The sequence below is a fragment of the Planktothricoides sp. SR001 genome (assembly GCF_001276715.1).
In the GTDB taxonomy this organism is placed as follows: Bacteria; Cyanobacteriota; Cyanobacteriia; order Cyanobacteriales; family Laspinemataceae; genus Planktothricoides; species Planktothricoides raciborskii.
Genome location: NZ_LIUQ01000022.1, coordinates 1 through 19,220, shown reverse-complemented (window position 1 = coordinate 19,220; position 19,220 = coordinate 1). Strand labels below are relative to the sequence as shown.

Here is a 19,220-nt window from a genome sequence, read left to right as displayed (position 1 = left end):
TTTTGTAGGGGCGTTGCATGACCGCAATAAATTCCGGGTTTCTCGCAATAATTCATATGCCGGAATGCAACGCCGCCCTTGATTTCCGAAAATATCCCGTGACTATCTGCCTTTACGGAAAAATTTACGGAAAAATTTGCGGATATTTTTCTGGGTCGATCGCATTGCCATCACAGGCAAATTTCGCTTGATATTTTACCAGTTGAAATTCACCGTCTTTTAGTTGATAGTTGGCCAAAGATCCACAGTCACCCACTCCTCTAAATTTGGTAAAAATAGTCAGCGATCGCGTTTCTGGATTATAGGTCGGCATTCCCCCTACAGTTCTCACATTCTCTTGAGTCGGTTTTCCCGATGGGTTTTCGTTAAATACAGTCAGAGTCATTGGCTTAAATTCACCCCCCGATGCTTTTTTCTGATAGGTCAAAAATTCAAAACTAGCTTGATAAGCGGCTAAACTACATTGTAAATGCACTAAATAAGTTTCTGCGTCTAAAGCAAAGACTTGTGATTCGGTTTGGGAATAGTTTTGATCCAAGAAACCATCGCAGAGATTTAATGCCTTTTGCTGACTATAAAGTTCCGTTAAAATTTGCTGGCGAATTTCCGGGGACACTGCTGCGGATTCCCCGGAAGTTGCTCCGGAAGTTGCCGATCGCTGATTGGCCATATCTGCCGGGGGAGTTGTGGGAACGGGTAATGGGTTACTGACCGGATTTTCTGCGGCTGGAGGGGGCGAAGTTGATGCATCCGTGCGATCGCTTTCCCCGGAATTTGAACAGGCAAATAAGCCAAGCATTAAGGGAAAAACAAGCCAAAAAGTTGCGCGGTTTTTCATAGATCAAAATTCTCCTTCTAGGGTTTTATTTGAAATAAACTTATGGACGGCAGATTTGAATGACTATTGATTATATCAGGTTTTACCCTAGGGTTTAATCAACTGCAATATATTTTTTTGATAGGTTCTAATTAAGCGCGATCGCTTAGTGGTGGGAGAAATCATTTTACCCAAACAAACGGCGATAATGATTGCCGAAAATAACATCGACCACCAGCCCCAGAGGAAGACCATACCCAGTGTTATTCCCAGACCAATAGTTAACAAAGAAAAAATCACAGACCAGGGAGGAGTAAAGTCGTCTAGGAGCAAATCACACACCACTATCCCCGCAAACGCGCTCACCAACATTCCCAGAATTAACCAGAGTGGAATTCCGATATCTACTGGAATGTAATATGTGTCATGTTTTATGTCAGAGAAAAACACAGTAAGTGCCGCCATTGTACCGGCGATCGCCCCAGCTAATACCTTGGCGATTTTCGGGGCTGGAGTTTGGTTAAACCGCCAACTAACTATTTCTGTAATTGCCCCGGAATTAGCACCCAAATAACCTGCCAATACCATCATTACCATACCTTGATTAAGGTTATTCAAAGCAAGATTACCTGTCACCAAGGCGATCGCGGCGGCCATTACTAATCCGGTCAATGCACCAATTTTTCTCCCCTGTCTTTCTTGACTTAATCTTTGTTCCAGGGTCAGCCATACCATCATAATTAATACCAATAAAAAGCCAGAAGTACGAAAAATTCCATAAAATATCATAGCCCCGAACAGATCCAAGAAACTTCGCCCACAGAAAAGAAAACTCAAGCCAAATAATGTGGCGATATGGCCGTAGGGTAGCTGACTTTGTTTGGGCAATGACGCCGTATTCACTCTCAGGGGAATTCGGTATGGTTCATTACTAGCATTAGTGATTAATAAAATTTCTCGTTCATAAGTTGAATCTGCTTGTAATTTTTTCGTAGATATGGTAAGATTACACTCAACTTGATTCTGTTTAAAATGACGAGGACTGATGTGAATCCAAGCATGACCGGGGGGCTTTACTTTTGGGTCGTTAGGATGGGGCGCGATTTGTAATCGACCCGTGAGCATCGTCCCCCGAATCGGATTCTGAATCACGATCTGAGAGTTCAATTGCTCTGAAAATTCACGAGCGGTGACTTCAACAATTTGAACACTACAATTAACTTTTGGCGTTGGCCGCACTTCTAGGGGCTTCAGGGCTTCTAAGGCAGTATTAGCATCAGGAAAACGCTCTTTCGGTTTCGGATCCACCATTTTTTCTAGCCAGTTAATTAAATCTGGATTAATCCGCCGAATTTTAGATTTAATTTTAGATTTAAAATTAATCCGATAGTAAGCATCAATTAAATTGCCAATATCCACAGATTTGGTCTTAGTTAACAAACAAATCAGGGTTGCCCCGACTCCATAAAGGTCTGACCCCAGGGTCAATTCTTGGTTAAATAACTGTTCCGGTGGCATAAAGCCCAAGGTGCCCTTAACCATGCTACTCATGGCCACTTCTCCCTGACCAATATGGGCAAACCCAAAATCGACTAAATAAACATTTAGTTCCCCATCTACTAGGATATTTTCTGGCTTGATATCCCGATGAAATACCGGAGGTATTCTATTTTGCAAATAGGCTAATATTTCTAAGATAGCGATCGCAATTTTTTTAATATCTTTGGCTACCCAAGCATTCTCAAGCGATAAAGGTTGGGCATTCTTATATTCTTGCACTAAACAAAAACCTTGGGCGGTTTCAAAAGAGTCTAAATACCGAGGAATACCCGGATGATTTAATCCCTGCAATACTTCTATTTCTCTTTGGTAAGCGTCATAGTCAGCCCAAGAATTTACAGCATTTTTAGCAAATTGAAATTCTTTGATGACGACTTTTTCTTCAGTATCAGTTGATGCTAAAGTTGATGCTAAATAGGTGACTCGACCACCGGCATGATTATGGCCTAGTTCTTCGATAATGTGGTAGCCTTTTTGGGAAAAATCAGGGAAGTTCATTATGAATAGCTTGTATATTTGGGTTATTCTTTATTTGTTATTTGCAGATTTGCATAATAAATGCATAATAAATAAGAAATAACAAATAACTAAGATTCAATTAAATGTTGCTCCGATTGCCGATATTTGGCAAGGCGTCGCCGATCGCTCGCGGGCAAAATTAGAATTAAAGCGAGCACCGGGGCAGTGGTGGCAAGTGCTAACAGCCAGGGAGAGGCTAGTAATTGTAATTTTAAACCCAGACCGAAAGTAATGCCGCAAATTGCTGTGAGCAAACAAAGGGCGATCGCCCACCCAGTACCGAAATTTTTTCGCACTCCCGTGGCAGTTGCCAGCAAGGTTGCCGCTGTTGCCACCGTCACCGCAGCAGCGATCGCCGTTGTCCACAACCCGGTCGCAGTCGCCCCAAGTGCAACCCCAATCCCAAATCCGGCAATTCCCGCCACCACCATTGTAGTCAAAAAAGCTACAAGCACTTTCAGCCAATGGTTTCGACTGCCCAAAATCCGCGAAAGACCCGCCCAAGTCACAAAACCCGCGATCGCCACCGTCACCAAAGTCATCATGGACTCCAAAGCCACCACAGAACCACCGGCAGCCACCAAAAACAGTAATCCCAAAAACCGACGAGGCAATTTTCGCACCGCGATCGGCACTGGCGCCGTCTGCACCGTCAAGCTGACCGTCTGAGTTTCCGGCACCCCATTCGTATGTAACAACAATTGGCGATCGTAAACCTGACCCGTTCTCAGCTTGCGCGTATTAATCAAAATCTCACAAACCACGCGATTATCTGCAAATTTTGACGGACTAAAACTAATCCAAGAATGACTTAATAAAGGGGGCTGGGGGAGATCATTCTCCCCCTTTTTTAAGGGGGGCTGGGGGGGATCATTCTCCCCCTTTAATAAGGGGGGCTGGGGGGGATCGTTCGGATGCGGTGCCACCTCCCAGCATCCCGTCAGCAAGGTTTCTGGCACATAATTTTTTATTAGCACCTGCACCCGCAACATTTCCCCAACCTTGGACGCGGCTAACTCAATGGGAGACGGACTCAGCTTAACCTCTGGGGTTCGGTTAACATAAATTGGTTGCAATGCCGCCAAAGCTTCCGCCGCATTTCCATAGCGATTTTTCGGATCTGGCTCGACCATTTTTTCCAGCCAAGAAATCCAACGCCGACTCAATTTAGGCAGCAATTCTCTAAATTCAAAATGATAGTTTTCATCCAATAACTTACCCACTTCCATCGATTTAGTTGCCGTCAGCAAACAAATTAAAGACGCCCCCAAACCATAAAGATCCGATGCGGGAGTTAAGGTGCGATTAAACAACTGTTCCGGTGCCATAAAGCCCAGAGTACCTTTCACCATACTACTCATCGCCACTTCGCCTCCGCCCATTTGAGCAAAGCCAAAATCAACCAGATAAACCTTTAATGAACCTGCCGCATCTTCCGCCACTAAAATATTTTCTGGTTTGATATCCCGATGAATCACCAACGGGTTTAAACTTTGTAAATAAACTAAAATTACTAACAAGTCTAGGGCAATTTGTTTAATCTGTTCTGGCTCAAAACTGCGTAATATCCCCAGAGAATTTGCTTCTTTATATTCCTGCACCATACAAAAACCCGTGGGCGTCTCGAAAGAATCCAAATATTTAGGAATTCCTGGATGATCGAGGCTTTGCAAAACTTTAATTTCTCGCTCATGGGCTTTAAAATCTGACCAATTGGCGCTCGTTGTGGCAAACTGAAATTGCTTAATCACTACCCAGTTTTCTGAATTGTCTTGAATAGTTGATAAATTCTGGGTTAAAATCTGGTTGGCCAAATAGGTAATCCGCCCTCCGGCCACATTCCGACCCAATTCGCGCTTTATTTGATAGCCGTATTTGCTAAAATCAGGAAATTCTGCCATAATTTTATTGTTGGTTGATTGTTGATTGTTGATTGTTGGGTAGGGATTCTTTGATTGTTGGGTAGGGATTCTTTGATTGTTGATTGTTGATTGGATCAATTATTAAGATTTTTTACTAATGGAACATGGTTTAAGGATACAAGGTATTATAACTTAGTAACTGCCTGAAAGTGGTTGGATTTCATAATTTAACCTAAAATTACCCTGATGACAAATTCTTAGCCTCAATATTAGCCCCAATTCACAGGAGTTGACGATGATGATTTCTTTAAGTGGATATCAGATTACCGAGGCCATTAGCGCCAACGAAAAAAATCTCATTTATCGAGGAATTCAACAAATCAGTCAACAAAGCAGTGAACAAAGCAGTCAAATCCCGGTGATTATTAAAACATTAGCCTCTAGCAATCCCACTTTAGAAGAAATTACCCGACTCAAACAAGAATATACCTTGATGCATTCCGTGAATATTCCCGGAATTGTTCAAGCCTATGAACTGAAACGCTACCAAAATAGTTATGCGTTAATTTTAGAGGATTTTGGCGGACAATCCTTGCAAGAATGGATCGCTAATCAATCGGTGACAATTCAGCAAGGGTTAGAAATTGCGATCGCCCTGGTTAAAATTGTCGGACAGCTACATCAAGCCCGGATTATTCATAAAGATATTAACCCGTCTAACATTATTATTAACCCGGACAATAAAGAAGTCAAACTCACAGACTTTAGTATAGCCTCACGCCTAGATCGAGAAAACACTGACTTGACTAATGGCAATTTATTAGAAGGCACTCTGGCGTATATGTCCCCAGAACAAACGGGCAGAATGAATCGTTTTTTAGATTATCGCACGGATTTCTATTCTTTGGGGGTGACATTTTATCAACTATTCACAGGTAAATTGCCTTTTAACACCACGGATCCGATGGAAATGGTTCACTGCCATTTAGCCGTTGAAGCGATTTCTCCACAGCAACATCGACCCGAACTTGATGCCACTATTGCGGCGATTATACTGAAACTTTTAAGTAAAACCGCAGAAGATAGATATCAAACCGCAGCGGGACTGCAAGCGGATTTAGAAACTTGTTTATCTGAGTTACAAACTACCGGGATGATTAATTCGTTCCCCCCAGGAATGCGCGATCGAGCCAGCGTCCTCCTCATCCCGCAAAAACTATACGGAAGAGAAGCAGAAGTTCAGACTCTATTAGATGCATTTGAACGAGTCAGCAAACGGACCAGCGAAATAATGCTTGTGAGTGGGTATTCTGGGGTCGGTAAAACCTCAGTAGTTTATGAAATTCATAAACCCATCGTCAAAACCAGAGGCTATTTTATCGCCGGTAAATTCGATCAATACGACAGCAACATTCCTTATGCAGCAATTATTCAAGCTTTTCAAAAATTAATTCGACAACTGTTAACGGAACCTTCGCAAAATCTGAAGAATTGGCAACAAAAAATCTTAGGTAGTCTCAAGCAAAATGCTCAAGTCATTATTGATGTCATTCCCGAACTCGAACTCATTTTAGGGGAACAACCTCCCGTCCCTCAATTGGGTATTTATGAAGCGCAAAATCGATTTCATCGGGTTTTTCGAGAATTTATTAATGTATTTTGTCAATCCGAACACCCTTTGGTGATTTTTTTAGATGATTTACAATGGGCAGACCCCGCTACTTTAAAATTACTCGAATTTTTGATGACTGACCCAGACCATCAATATCTATTTGTGATTGGGGCTTATCGAGAAAATGAAGTCAGTCCCACGCATTTAACTATGCAAACCTTGGAAACCATCAAGGCTTCTGGAACATTCATTCATAATATTGAATTAAAACCCTTATCTCATCAGCATATTCGCGAATTGATTGCGGATACCCTCAAGGCCGATCCAGAAAATCACCATATTTGTCAGTTGGCATTACTGATTGAGAATAAAACCCAAGGAAATCCTTTCTTTTTAACTCAAATATTGAAAACTCTCGCGACAGAAAAATTATTAAATTATGACTTAACCTTAGCCAAATGGCAGTGGGATATTGCGAAAATTCAAGGGATTGGCATTACCGATTATAATGTCGTCCAACTGATTGCCCGTAACTTAAGTAAACTGCCCGAAGATACCCAAAAAGTTTTAAAGTTTGCGGCTTGTATTGGCAACCAGTTTAATTTAGATATTCTGGCCATTGTCAATGAGCAATCAACCACTGAAACCGCTTTAAAGCTGTGGAATGCGCTGGAGTTGGGGCTAGTCCTGCCTTTGAGTGATGCATATAAAATTACCATGCTTTTAGACAGTGATAGTCCGTTAATTCCAGAGCACCAGTGGGCAGAAAATTATCGAGAAACAATCCTGGGCGATCGCCAAAATAGCTTAAACATTGATTACAAATTTTTACATGACCGAGTACAGCAAGCCGCTTATTCTCTGATTCCTGAATCGGAAAAACAACTCACTCATTTAAAAATCGGTCGTTTGCTGCTGGAAAATTTACCTCCTGAGACGCAAAAAAATCAGATTTTTCTTTTAGTCACTCAACTAAATTTGGCCATTGACTTAATAGAAAATTCATCAGAAAAATACGAGTTAGCTGCTTTAAATATCATGGCGGCTAAAAAGGCTAAGTCAGCCACGGCATATAAAGCGGCTTTGAACTATTTAAATATTGGCTTAAATTTATTAGAAGCAGATAGCTGGGATCGGTATTACGATTTAACTTTAAATCTTTATGTGCAAGCGGGGGAAATCGAATACTTAAGTGCGAATCCAGAGCGAGGAAATTTTTTAGCGGCAGTAGCGATCGCGGAAGCTAAGTCAATTTTAGATATCATTCCGATTTATGAAGTAAAAATGCAGTTCTATGTGAATCAGTCTCAGGAACAAAAAGCCCTAGAAACTGCTGAGGATATTTTGGCTCAATTAAAAATTCAATTTCCCAATAGTAAATCACAGATTTTAAAAGAGATTCGGTCGCTAAAGCAAGAATTATCCAGTAGACTTCCGGCAACTTCTGATTTAATCAACTTGCCAGAAATGACCGATCCTTATCAGTTAGCAGCCATAAGAATTCTCCAAAGTGTTACTGGAGCAGCTTTTCATGTGAATTCTTTGCTCTTAGAGTTAGCGATTTTGACAATGGTTAAGCTTTGTGTTGTTAACGGTAATTCACCATTAGCGACTTATGCTTATGTCGGTTATGCCATGATATTGTCGGGATTTTACGGGCAACTGGAAAAAGCTTATGAATTTGCTCGGGTATCCCTCGCTGTGATGGAGCGATACCAGGATTCTCAGTCGAAAATTCGCTGTAAAGTGATGGACATTATTTATGCCTTGATACTTCCCGTTCATGTGCATCTTAAAGAAACTATAGCACCGTTGTTTAAAGCCTGGGAAATTGGCATGAATGACGGAGATTTAGAATATGGCTTTTATTGCATTGTCCATCACACAAATTATATGTTTTTTAGCGGCCATACGCTCAATTTATTAATCATCCAACAAAAGCATTACTTAGAATTAATTAAAAAATATAAGCTAGAGTTTCATGGTTCTTATGGCCAGTTATCTTATCAAATGGTGTTTAATTTAATTCATGCTTCAGAATCACCGTTTTGTTTAGGCGAATCAAGCCATAAAGAAGCCGAAATTGTTCAGGTATTTGAGCGAGAAAATAACATTAGTTTATTGCTAATATTTAATCATTATAAAACCATACTGGCTTATTTATTTAAAATTTATGAGCCAGCGGCTAAATTTGGCGAATTAACCGATAAATATAAAAAAGGTGGGGTAGGATTGTTTCAATACTATGCTCACAATTTTTACTATTCTTTGGCACTGTTGGCTAATTTAAAGCGGATTGATGTACCGAGCAAACAACGCTATTTGAAAACCATATCAGCCAATCAAAAACAAATGAAGTTGTGGGCTGCACATTGCCCGGAAAATTTTCAGCATAAGTATGATTTAGTGGAGGCAGAAAGGGCTAAATTCCGGGGGAGAGATACTCAGGCGATCGCTCATTATGAAAAGGCGATCGCTGGAGCCCGTCAGCAAGGTTATGTCCAAGAAGAAGCCCTCGCTAATGAACTAGCCGGGGAATTTCATCTGTCTCGCGGTCGGGAAAATATGGGACGTTTTTATATAACCGAAGCCCATCAAGGTTATCTTCGCTGGGGGGCGATCGCCAAAGTTAAACAACTGGAAACTCAATATCCAGAAATACTGGGACAAATTGCTATCTCCCCCAGTCAAAGCGCTGAAATCACTCGCACCAGAACCACAGCGCCTACAGGTTTAAATCTGCTAGATTTACCCACGGTGATGAAAGCAGCCCAGGCGATATCCAGTGAAATTGTCCTGAGTAATTTGCTGGAAAAATTGATGACAATTCTTTTACAAAATAGTGGCGCTCAAAAAGGGGTTCTCATGCTCAATGACAACAATAACTTGACGATCGCCGTTATGGGGGAAGTGGATGGCGATCGCATCAGGGTGTTGCAGTCTTGCCCAAAAGAAATGAGTGACACTGTACCAATGTCAGCCTTAAATTATGTGCAAAGAACGCAGCAAAGTTTGGTGGTCAATAATGCCATTGATGAAGAAATACTTGCCAATGATACCTATATTCTCAAGCACCAACCCAAGTCTGTATTATGTATTCCGATTAGTGCCAGAGGACAGGCGATCGGTTTACTTTACTTAGAAAACAACCTAACCACCGGGGCTTTTACCAGCGATCGCCTAGAAGTTTTACAATTGTTATCATCTCAAGCCGCGATTTCCTTAGAAAATGCTCGCCTCTATAGCAATTTAGCCAATGCCAATCAGCAGTTAGAAGATTATAACAATAACTTAGAACAAAAAGTCGAGCAGAGAACCCAGGAGTTACAAGCCACTTTGAAGCAACTGCAAAAAACTGAAGCTCAACTCATTCAGACAGAAAAAATGTCTTCTCTCGGTCAAATGGTGGCCGGAATTGCTCACGAAATTAATAATCCCATTAATTTCATTGCCGCTAATTTAGACCCAGCCAATGATTACATCCAAGACTTGTTAGAACTTTTAGACCTTTATCAAACCAAGTTCCCCAAAGTTCCACCGGAAATTGAAGCAAAAATCGAAGATATTGACCTGGAATATTTAAGTGAAGACTTGACCAAAATTTTGTCTTCTATGAAAAACGGGAGCGATCGCATTCGTGATGTAGTCCTGGGGCTACGCACATTTTCTCGGTTAGACGAAGCGGAAATAAAACGGATTGACATTCACACAGGTCTAGACAGCACCTTGATGATTTTACAGCATCGATTAAATAATATTAACTTAATTAAGCAATATGGCAAACTGCCTTTAGTCCAGTGTTACGCTGGAGACTTAAATCAAGTATTTTTCAATATTCTAGACAATTCTATCTATGCTTTAAGTTTAGCCGCATCTCCAACCAATAACCAGAAGATTAACTCCGAAAACCAGACAGTAACCATGCCAACAATTTTGGTCGCCACTGAACAAATCGATCGAGACTCGATTTCCATCAAAATTCGGGATAATGGCCCGGGCATCCCACAAGCCTTATGTGAGAAAATTTTTGAACCATTTTTTACTACCAAACCTGTGGGCAGCGGCAAAGGATTAGGTTTATCAATTAGCCACCAAATTATCGTAGAAAAACACCACGGGCAACTAATTTGTCATTCCTCCCCTGGAAATGGGGCTGAATTTACGATTATATTACCCATTCAAGCCGATTAATTTTTCCCCTGATATAGCTATTTCAATAATACTTGAGAGAAAGCATCAGGGGCGATCTTAGGGGCTTTTTCGTGGCAATGCTTGCGCCCCTGGCTACGTCCAAGCGCCCCTAATGTTTTGTATCAAGCACGTTAAATTGAAATGACTATATTATTAATTAATCGGAAAACCGCCATATTCGTTAATTAGCGCATCAATTTCTTGCATCAAAGTTATGGTTTCTGCCAAAGCCGCGACGATATTTTGATAATGGGTTAAATCGTCATAATCTAAGATTTTGCCTTGGCGGTCTTTCAGCCATTTCTGACAAACTTGGTAGCCACCGATATAGAAATGCCAAACTGCTGGGGGTATTCCCTCAAAGTATTGAGTTTTGTTAAGGTAAACTCGTCCGGGCTGATTGTTTTTCGGGTCAGTATAAAAGACTTTTTCTACTTGATTATCTCCCGGTTCGGGATATGTCACCCGTAAAGAACCCGTTGCTTTCATTAAATGCAAATTGACTAAGCGATCACCTTTTTCACATAGTCCTTGAAATAGACCAATTTGGGAAGTTAATGGAACGCGAGGAAAGTCTATTTTCAGGAATTCGGCGTAACGTTCGCGGTAAGTTGGAGAGTGAAACACCCCATAAATATAGTGAAAAATATCTTCAGGCCCAAAAGTTTTTAGCTTGTCTCCTTTACCATCAGGGATAAATGCTAATCCTAAGCGAGTTGCGAAGTCTTGGGTAAAGTTCTCTGCCAAGTTAGGATAGCGTCGCCCTGGTGCATTAGAGGTTTCTAGGTCGAAAAGGGTGGTTTGATTTGTCGGATATAAATAGAGAGGGAAAGAAGTAGATGCACCTCTTGAACAAGCAAAAGCCCGATCAATTGCAGGAGATGTACAAGCTAACACATGAGAGTATGGGGTAGCATCTTGCATTTGCCGAATCAGTAATAAACATAAATTGTCTTTTCCTGCGACATGATCGAGCAACTCTCGTCTAGGTCTATCCATTGCTACTGTACTAAAGTAGCAATAACGAGTATCAAATGGTCGATATAAACAAGATATGATTTTTGAGTCCCAATCCTCATCATTACGAATGCTTGTGCGTGCCGTATTTAATTTCCAACTATTAGTATCTTTAATTTGGTATTTTTCTGCATACTCTCTATCATTAAGATTATAATCACGCATTTCCAGAAATCTTTGATAAATCACTTTTGCATCAAATTCAATAGCAAAATTATCGCGATGAGTTTTAAATCCATTAGAGTGAATTGACATCACTTCATTTATTTTCCATCCGGTTTCATATTCTGGTAATAATTCAGCATTTTGCACTTTAAAGAGATAAAAGGGTGATTTGGGTTTTATTGTTTTCCATGCTGTGGAACTAATATCATTTTCCGCTAACCAGTGGTATTTTCCCCCGATCGGTTCTTTCCCTTCCTCTATTTCTCGATAAATTTCTCGCGTTCCCCATAAATCAGCATGATAAACCTTTGCCAGTTTTTCGGGGTTATTGGCAGATTTAATAAAAATACCAATTGCCACCCCTTGCTGAATATCAAACACATTCTGGTCGGGGGAACCATCGGGACAAACTTCTTTCTTCTTACTATTTCCATGTAGGTCTAACAGATAAATCTCATCAAAGGTTTGCATCAAACTTTGACGCATTCCTTTAAATGTAGGATTATCTAAATAACTATGATTGGTAATGAATGCTAACACTCCATAACCAGTTTGCTCAATCCGCCATTGACTAAACCGAATAAATTTCACATAATCATCATTCAAAAATTTTGGATTGTGTTCTTTTAAAGGTTCGCCATCAACTTCAAAATAATTCTCGGTCGGTGTATTAGAGGTAATATCTTTTCCTCTCAAAAGCTGTTTAATCCATTCTCCCTTATTCACCGAATGTCCCGAATAAGGAGGATTACCGATAATCACCATCACGGGATGCTCTTGTTTAACTTCTTTCGCCGCTTCAGCTTCCTCTTTGATGCGGGAACCAAAATTAATTACCTGGTCTGATAATTGAAACGCTTCTTGCAGAGTATTGGTCAAATAAATTCTTAACCGTTCATCAGAACTAAAATCATAACCCAAATCCTGCAACTGCAACCCCAATTTCATGTGAGCAACCGTATAGGGTGCCATCAACAACTCAAACCCAAATAACCGAGGTAATAAATGCTGACTCACATAACTCGACCACATCCCCTTTTGCTGTTTAAAACTCTCATAAATATGGTCGATCGCCCCATGTAAAAATGTCCCCGTTCCCACTGCCGGATCCAGAATTAATACTTGATGGATTTCTGTAGGATTTTCTCCATTAGCATTAGATACTTTAATTTTCCGCGCATCTGCTAATCCCCGACTAATGCCAAACTTTTGTTTCAGAACATAGTCAACACTACGAATAATATAAGACACCACAGGTTCAGGAGTATAATAAACCCCGCGTGACTCCCGCATTGTTGGGTCGTATTCTGCCAGAAACGTCTCATAAAAATGCACCACCGGGTCTTCTTGCCGAGTTCGCTGACCAAAATTTTTCAGAATTTCCGCCATATCCGTTAATCGCAAAATCGTCGCCAAATCATCCACCGCCCAAACAATTCTGTCATCTAAATCTGGTCCGGCAATTTGGCCAAAAATACTCCGCAGAAAAGGATTAGTTTTCGGTAGCTGAAACGCGGCAGTCTCTCGCGAAAAAGTTGCCGGATTATCAATATTACACCGTGCGGCAAATAGCCCATAACAAATGGTCTGCGCGTACATATCCGCAAACTGACTCGAAGTTAAATCTTTAATCAAAACTTTCTGAAAAGACTCTAATTGATCCCGCAACATTCCCCCTTTCTCTGTTTCTGCCAATGCGGTATTAATCGCATCGCGAATTAGTTGGGCTAAACTAGCCATCCGTTTGGCTAACTCTTTGGGACTGCTAACTTGAGGCGTAGTGATTTGCAAAAATTGGGTCAAAAGTTGCGCCAATTTATTGATTTCTGCTGGGTTGGGTTGCAGTTGATTTTTTTTGCCAACTTCAGCAATTTTTGCCGTTAACCTCAATTCTCCGTTCACATACCAGCGAAATTCTAAATAGTCGGTTAAAATTAGGTTAGGTAAGGCGTTAAAATAGCGCTTAAGTTGCTGACTTTTCGCTTCTTTAGTCAACGACACCCCAATATCTTTGGCTTCGATATGTCCTTGGGTAATTTGTCCAGCGGTAATGACAAAATCCGGGGCACCGCATTTAATCCGCTTCGGTTCATTAACCGCTATAATCCCCGAATTAAAAGACTCCAGTAAAGTTTTCAACCCAGGGCGATAAGTATGTTCAGTGGCGTTTCCTGACTGAAGTGAAGTTTCAATGGCTTTGATGTAGTTTGTGAATGTCTGCATGGTGGGCGATCGCGTATTTAGTCGTGAATGCTATAATAATTCTAGCAATTTGCGATTTATTAAATCATTAAAAAAATATTAAATTTATTTAAATCAAAAAAATAAATTCAAAGCCTATAAAAAATATCCCAGAAAATTACATGGCTAACAAAATATATCTCTAGTATATCTATATATTATCTATTATTATTTATAGCCTGTCCCCTTTCCCTTTACCCAAAGCTTTGGGCAGAAAATGGCGAACCTAAACCCCATTGCCCACAAATTCGGTCAGACAAATTTTCTGTTAATTTCCCATTTCCTTATATATGTAGTATAATCCATAAATGTTGATCTAAATCATCAAGGCAATTATGGACTTTCTCTCAGACACCGTAGTGCTTTCGCGGATGCAATTTGCACTCACGGCTATCTTTCATATGCTATGGCCTGTATTGACTACAGGTATGGCCATTTATTTGGTAATTGTCGAAGGACTCTGGTTAAAAACTCGGAATCCTGACTACTATCATCATGCCCGTTTTTGGGCAAAACTATATGTGCTCAACTTTGGCATTGGGGTAGCTTCTGGAGTCCCGATGGAATTTCAATTTGGCACGAATTGGGCGCCGTTTTCTGAAGCAGTTGGGGACTTTTTTGGCAGTGTTTTGGGCTTTGAAGCTTCTATGGCATTTATGCTAGAAGCGGGCTTTCTAGGCATTATGCTATTTGGCTGGGAAAAAGTCAATCCAGCGATTCATTATTTTGCTACAATTATGGTAGCTTTTGGCGCTAATCTCTCAACATTTTGGATTATTGCGGCGAATTCTTGGCTACAAACTCCCGCTGGTGGCGAACTGGTGAATGGCAAATTTGTGGTTAGCGATTATTTTCAAGCAATTTTTAATCCTTTTATGCTGAATAGCGTCCTCCATATGTTTTTTGCCACCTTGGAGACTTCGTTATTTGTGATTGGCGGAATTAGCGCTTGGTATATTCTCAAAGGTCGCCATCAAGGGTTTTTCAGTAAGTCTTTCAAAATTGTTTTAGCTGCCGCGATCGCTGTTGCCCCATTGCAAATTTATATTGGCCATTTAAGTGCCGAACAAGTCTATCAACATCAACCGGCAAAACTCGCCGCAATGGAAGCCCAATGGGAAACAATTCCCGCTGGCAATGCTGCCCCTTGGAGTATGATTTCTCTCCCCAATGAAACCGCTGAAAAAAATGATTGGGAAATCGCCATTCCTAACGCTTTGGGCTATATTTTGGAACTGAAACCAACCCTCTCAGAACCTGTAAGGGGTTTGAAAGAATGGCCGCCGGAAGATCGCCCGCACATGGTGGGATTAATCTATTATTCTTTTCGGATTATGGTGGCGATCGGTTTTTTCTTAGTCGGGTTAATGTTTTGGACTGTAGTGCAGTGGATACGCGGTCAATTAGCTGAAGATAAAATTGGTCAACAACGTTGGTTAATGGCAACCTGGATTTTTGCCGCACCTTTAGGATATATTGCCGTAGAATCTGGCTGGATTGTTCGCTGTGTGGGACGCCAACCTTGGACACTTTACGAGCAAATCCGCACCGTAGATGCGGCCAGCAATTTGCCCCCAACGAATGTTTTAACCTCTTTAACTCTCTTTGCGGTGGTCTATTCGATTTTGTTTGTTTGCGCCTTATTTTTTGGTAGCCGAATTATTCGCAAAGGCCCAAATTTAGACCTACCAGTTCCCGGAGAAGCAGAAACAGCAGAAACCAGTCTTAAAACCACTTAAATAAAAGTAAAGACTGGTTTTTAGCAGCCTTTTTCTGATTAGAAAACCACAAATATTTGTAGGGTTTTGTAGGGGCGAAGCTTTTCCGTAAAAAATTTACGTTTCTAACTCATAAATTATCTGAAAGCGAGACGGCTATCGCCCCTACAATCTGCTGCGTTAAAAACGACCAATATCTGTAATTTATTCAATTTAATCGAAAATAGCCGTAATTTTGGTAATTTTGACAACGGTGTAAACCCAAATTCGCCATTACAGCGCTTGCTTGGTGATATATGGATTTTTATTTGCCAAAGGCTTTAAGAAAAGTTGTTACCGCCCCGTCCGCAACTCGCTGAATTTCCGCTGTTGTCGGATTGGTTTTGATGCCCAGCAATTGTTTATAAAAGAGGTCGGCTTTACAGAGTTCAATAAATTGGTCAGCGGCTAATTCTAAATCCGCGATCGCCAATTCTCCCTTGGCCATTGCCCCTGCCATCACATCCATTAAACGCTTTCTGCCCACCTCTGAACCAGAATTATAAAATGCCCGACCGAGTTCAGGAAATCGCGGGGTTTCCGCGATCGCAATTCTAAATATATTTTGGGCAAAAGGAGACAGGAGTAATTCCACAAAATGAAGGGCAATATCACGCAATAAAGTTTCTATGTCTTCCGTATCTTGATCTACCTTAAAAATCCGTTGGGTTTGCTTTTGGCATTCCCCATGTACCACGGCGATAAACAACGTCTGCTTATCTGGGAAATAATTATAGATTGTGCCTTTAGAGACTTGGGCGCGGCGAGCAATTTCTTCGACGCTTGTGCCCTCATAGCCGAGTTCCAAGAAGGCGCTTCTTGCCCCTTCCAGAATTTGACAAGCCTTGGGGCTGGTTAAATCGAGTGATTGTAAACTTTCCATGTTTTTTCTCTGACTCTTGTCATTTCCTATACTAAACGGTTCGGGAAATCTTGACAGTACCCAGTTTTTCGCTTATGATTAAAAAAATGACTGAACGGTTCGGTCATTTTTGGCAACGAGGCAACAGGGAGCCCGCCGTCGGCAGAGGAGCAGAGGAGCGGGGGGGCAGAGGGACCCGCCGTCGGCAGAGGAGCAGAGGAGCGGAGGGGCCGCCAATCGAGCAGGCAAAACAATTATTAATTATTAATTATCAATTATCAATTATCAATTATCAATAGACTAAAGTGAACAATCATCAAAACTATGAACAACCACAAATCACCCCCAAAATTATCATCGAATGGTTCCAGCAAAAATATCCATAATTATCTGATGGTGGATGAAGCCCGCCATGAGAGAAATGGTTCGGGTAAAATTGCGACTTATCCCACTGAATTGATTACAAAAAGTAGCGAATTTCCTACAGATTTAACCGACGATCCAGTCAATATAGAAGAGACTTTTACTGTTGACGATCGCCCCTTTGAAGTATCAGAAAAACCAGCGGCTAAAAAGTTTTCTGTATTCAAAATAATGCTCTGGGCTTTGCCATTATTAGCGATCGCCCTGGGTATTGGCGTGTTTGCGTCTCGGCGCATTTCCGACCCAGTGGCAGTCCCAGAACCCACCCCAGTCACCATTCCCGCAGGGGCAAGCAACGGCAACGGATCGCCCCTACCTGTGCGGGTGGTGCAAGCTAAGTCAGGGGCGATTCAGGAATGGGTGCATAGTGATGGGTCTGTGTCTGCTGTCCGGGGCAAACATTTGCGCTTTGAAGTGCCAGGAACGATTACTTATATTAAAAAGGTCGATGGCCGGGATTTGCGGGAGGGAGATTATGTTTATGAGGGCGAACTCTTGGCCCAAATCGACGATCGCAAACTCCAAGCGGATTTGGTTCAGTCCAATGCTGCTATCTGGCAAGCCCAAGAACAACAAAGCGTGGCGATGGCAAATTTAGCTCAAACGAAGGCTAATTTAGGCCAAGCCCAAGCCACGGTGGAACAACTACAAGCGAATGTGGCTCAAGCAAAGGCAAAATTAGGGCAAGTTCGGGCGGGTTTGGCTCAAGCAGAGGCCAGAAAACAAGCCAGCATCGCCAATGTTCGGGAAGCGAAAGCTAATCTGGAAGCGAGAATGGCCGATCGCGACTTAGCAGAGGTGGAACTGCGGCGACGACAAGAACTTTATGATGAAGGGGTGATTTCCGCCAGCGATCGCGACGTTTACCAAAACAAACTCGACAACGCTAAATCTGCGGTCAATGCCACCCAAAGCCGCATTCAAGCCGCTGAAGAGGAAGTAACCGCAGCGGAGAGTAACATTCAAGCCACCGAACAAGATATCGCCGCAGCGGAAAGCCAAGTGCGGGCAGCGGAAAGCCAGGTGCGGGCAGCGGAAAGCCAGGTGGAAGCCGTGCAGGGCAGTATTGCCGCCGCTGCTGCCCAAGTTGATGCCACCAGCGCGGGAATTGAATCAGCCCGGGCGCAGTCAAATCGCGCTAATGTCACCTTAGAAGATACGGAAATTAGAGCGCCCTTTGACGGCATGGTGGCTTTTTTGAATATTCGGGAAGGGGATTATTGGTCGCCGCAACAGTTAAGCAGCCAGACGGCGCAAAATGTGGTGGAAACGGTGCCAATTATTTTGATTGACCCCAACGAGTTTGAAGTCCAAATCGAACTGCCCGCTTTTGACGGCACCCAGGTCAGCCCCGGTCAAACCGCTTTTGTGGTCTTGGATGAGGACTTAAATAGCGCATATCGCGATTCTTTGAATAACGAAACTCTGATTAGTGTTGCCAGTGCTGAAGGCGAGGTGTTTTCTGTTAGTCCTTCGGTGACTCCTGGGGGTCGGGCGGTGAATGTTAAAGTCAGAATTAACCGTATTAACCCAGAAAAACGCGATCGCGGAGCGTTGCGGATGCAATCTCGCCTCCGCAACGGCGCCCGTGTTTCCGCCTGGATTGCCGTAAAAGAAGCGGCAAATACCACCGTGATTCCTGCAAATGTCATCGTTTACCGGGATCAAAAACCATTCGTCTTTGTTGTCCAAGAAAAAGACGGCAAACAATTTGTCGAACAGCGCCCAGTTACTATTGGTATTAAAGGCATTTCTCAACAAGAAATTCTGGAGGGAATAAAACCGGGCGATCGTCTTGTCACCGACGGCAAAAACCTCCTGGTCAATAATGCCCCAGTGGATGTGGTTGATTAGTTGGTTGTTGGTTGTTGGTTGTTGGTTGTTGTTGGTTGTTGGTTGTTTGTTGTTGGTTGTTTGTTGTTTGGGTAGGGGCGAAGCATTCGGGCTAAAAATATCCGGGAAAAACCGACAATTTATCTACCCGAATGCTTCGCCCTGTAACCCATAAATAAAATTTCGGAATCAATCGGCAAATATTTGGGCGAAGCATTCGCGGATAAAAATTGACGATTTTACCGAGAAATTTGGGCGCGAATGCTTTGCCCCTACAATGGGTAAACCGGGCAGAAAATTTCGGAATCAATCGGCAAATATTTGGGCGAAGCATTCGCGGATAAAAATTGACGATTTTACC

9 protein-coding genes are annotated in these 19,220 nt (G+C 42.0%); 3 read left to right on the top strand and 6 right to left on the bottom strand.

The features are described 5' to 3' along the window. Positions 1–124 precede the first annotated feature (124 nt). The 3 genes from AM228_RS14410 to AM228_RS14400 all read right to left on the bottom strand — a co-directional run bounded on the left by AM228_RS14410 (position 125) and on the right by AM228_RS14400 (position 4,797). Complete coding sequence (locus tag AM228_RS14410) at positions 125–838, bottom strand: DUF1176 domain-containing protein (protein ID WP_054466808.1); 714 nt, start codon at positions 836–838, stop codon at positions 125–127. Between the two features lie 87 nt (positions 839–925). Continuing rightward, entirely contained in the window at positions 926–2,875 is a 1,950-nt protein-coding gene (locus tag AM228_RS14405) for a bifunctional serine/threonine protein kinase/MFS transporter (RefSeq protein ID WP_054466807.1), read from the bottom strand. A gap of 89 nt (positions 2,876–2,964) precedes the next feature. Further along, a complete protein-coding gene (locus tag AM228_RS14400; protein WP_054466806.1) occupies positions 2,965–4,797 on the bottom strand; it encodes a serine/threonine-protein kinase in 1,833 nt (610 codons plus the stop codon). Positions 4,798–5,053: 256 nt separating this feature from the next. On the opposite strand from AM228_RS14400, the gene AM228_RS14395 reads away from it, so the two are divergent. After that, complete coding sequence (locus AM228_RS14395; RefSeq protein ID WP_072160777.1) at positions 5,054–10,561, top strand: ATP-binding sensor histidine kinase; 5,508 nt, start codon at positions 5,054–5,056, stop codon at positions 10,559–10,561. 153 nt (positions 10,562–10,714) lie between these two features. On the opposite strand, the gene AM228_RS14390 is transcribed toward AM228_RS14395, so the two are convergent. Beyond that, the gene (locus tag AM228_RS14390; RefSeq protein ID WP_054466805.1) at positions 10,715–13,966 is read right to left on the bottom strand and encodes a type ISP restriction/modification enzyme; all 3,252 of its coding nucleotides are present in this window, start codon (positions 13,964–13,966) and stop codon (positions 10,715–10,717) included. Positions 13,967–14,319: 353 nt separating this feature from the next. Between AM228_RS14390 and AM228_RS14385 the strand changes: the two genes are divergently transcribed. Beyond that, positions 14,320–15,723, top strand: a complete 1,404-nt coding sequence (locus AM228_RS14385; protein WP_054466804.1) for a cytochrome ubiquinol oxidase subunit I — start codon at positions 14,320–14,322, stop codon at positions 15,721–15,723. Between the two features lie 283 nt (positions 15,724–16,006). On the opposite strand, the gene AM228_RS14380 is transcribed toward AM228_RS14385, so the two are convergent. Then, on the bottom strand, positions 16,007–16,624 hold the full coding sequence (locus tag AM228_RS14380) for a TetR/AcrR family transcriptional regulator (RefSeq protein ID WP_054466803.1): 618 nt from the start codon (positions 16,622–16,624) through the stop codon (positions 16,007–16,009). A gap of 303 nt (positions 16,625–16,927) precedes the next feature. Here AM228_RS14380 and AM228_RS14370 point away from each other — a divergent pair, with 303 nt between their 5' ends. After that, entirely contained in the window at positions 16,928–18,880 is a 1,953-nt protein-coding gene (locus AM228_RS14370) for an HlyD family efflux transporter periplasmic adaptor subunit (protein WP_054466801.1), read from the top strand. A 91-nt stretch (positions 18,881–18,971) separates the two neighbouring features. Here AM228_RS14370 and AM228_RS35265 read toward each other — a convergent pair. Beyond that, positions 18,972–19,220, bottom strand: a 249-nt coding sequence (locus AM228_RS35265) for a hypothetical protein (RefSeq protein ID WP_231636801.1), incomplete at its 5' end; no start/stop codon positions are given.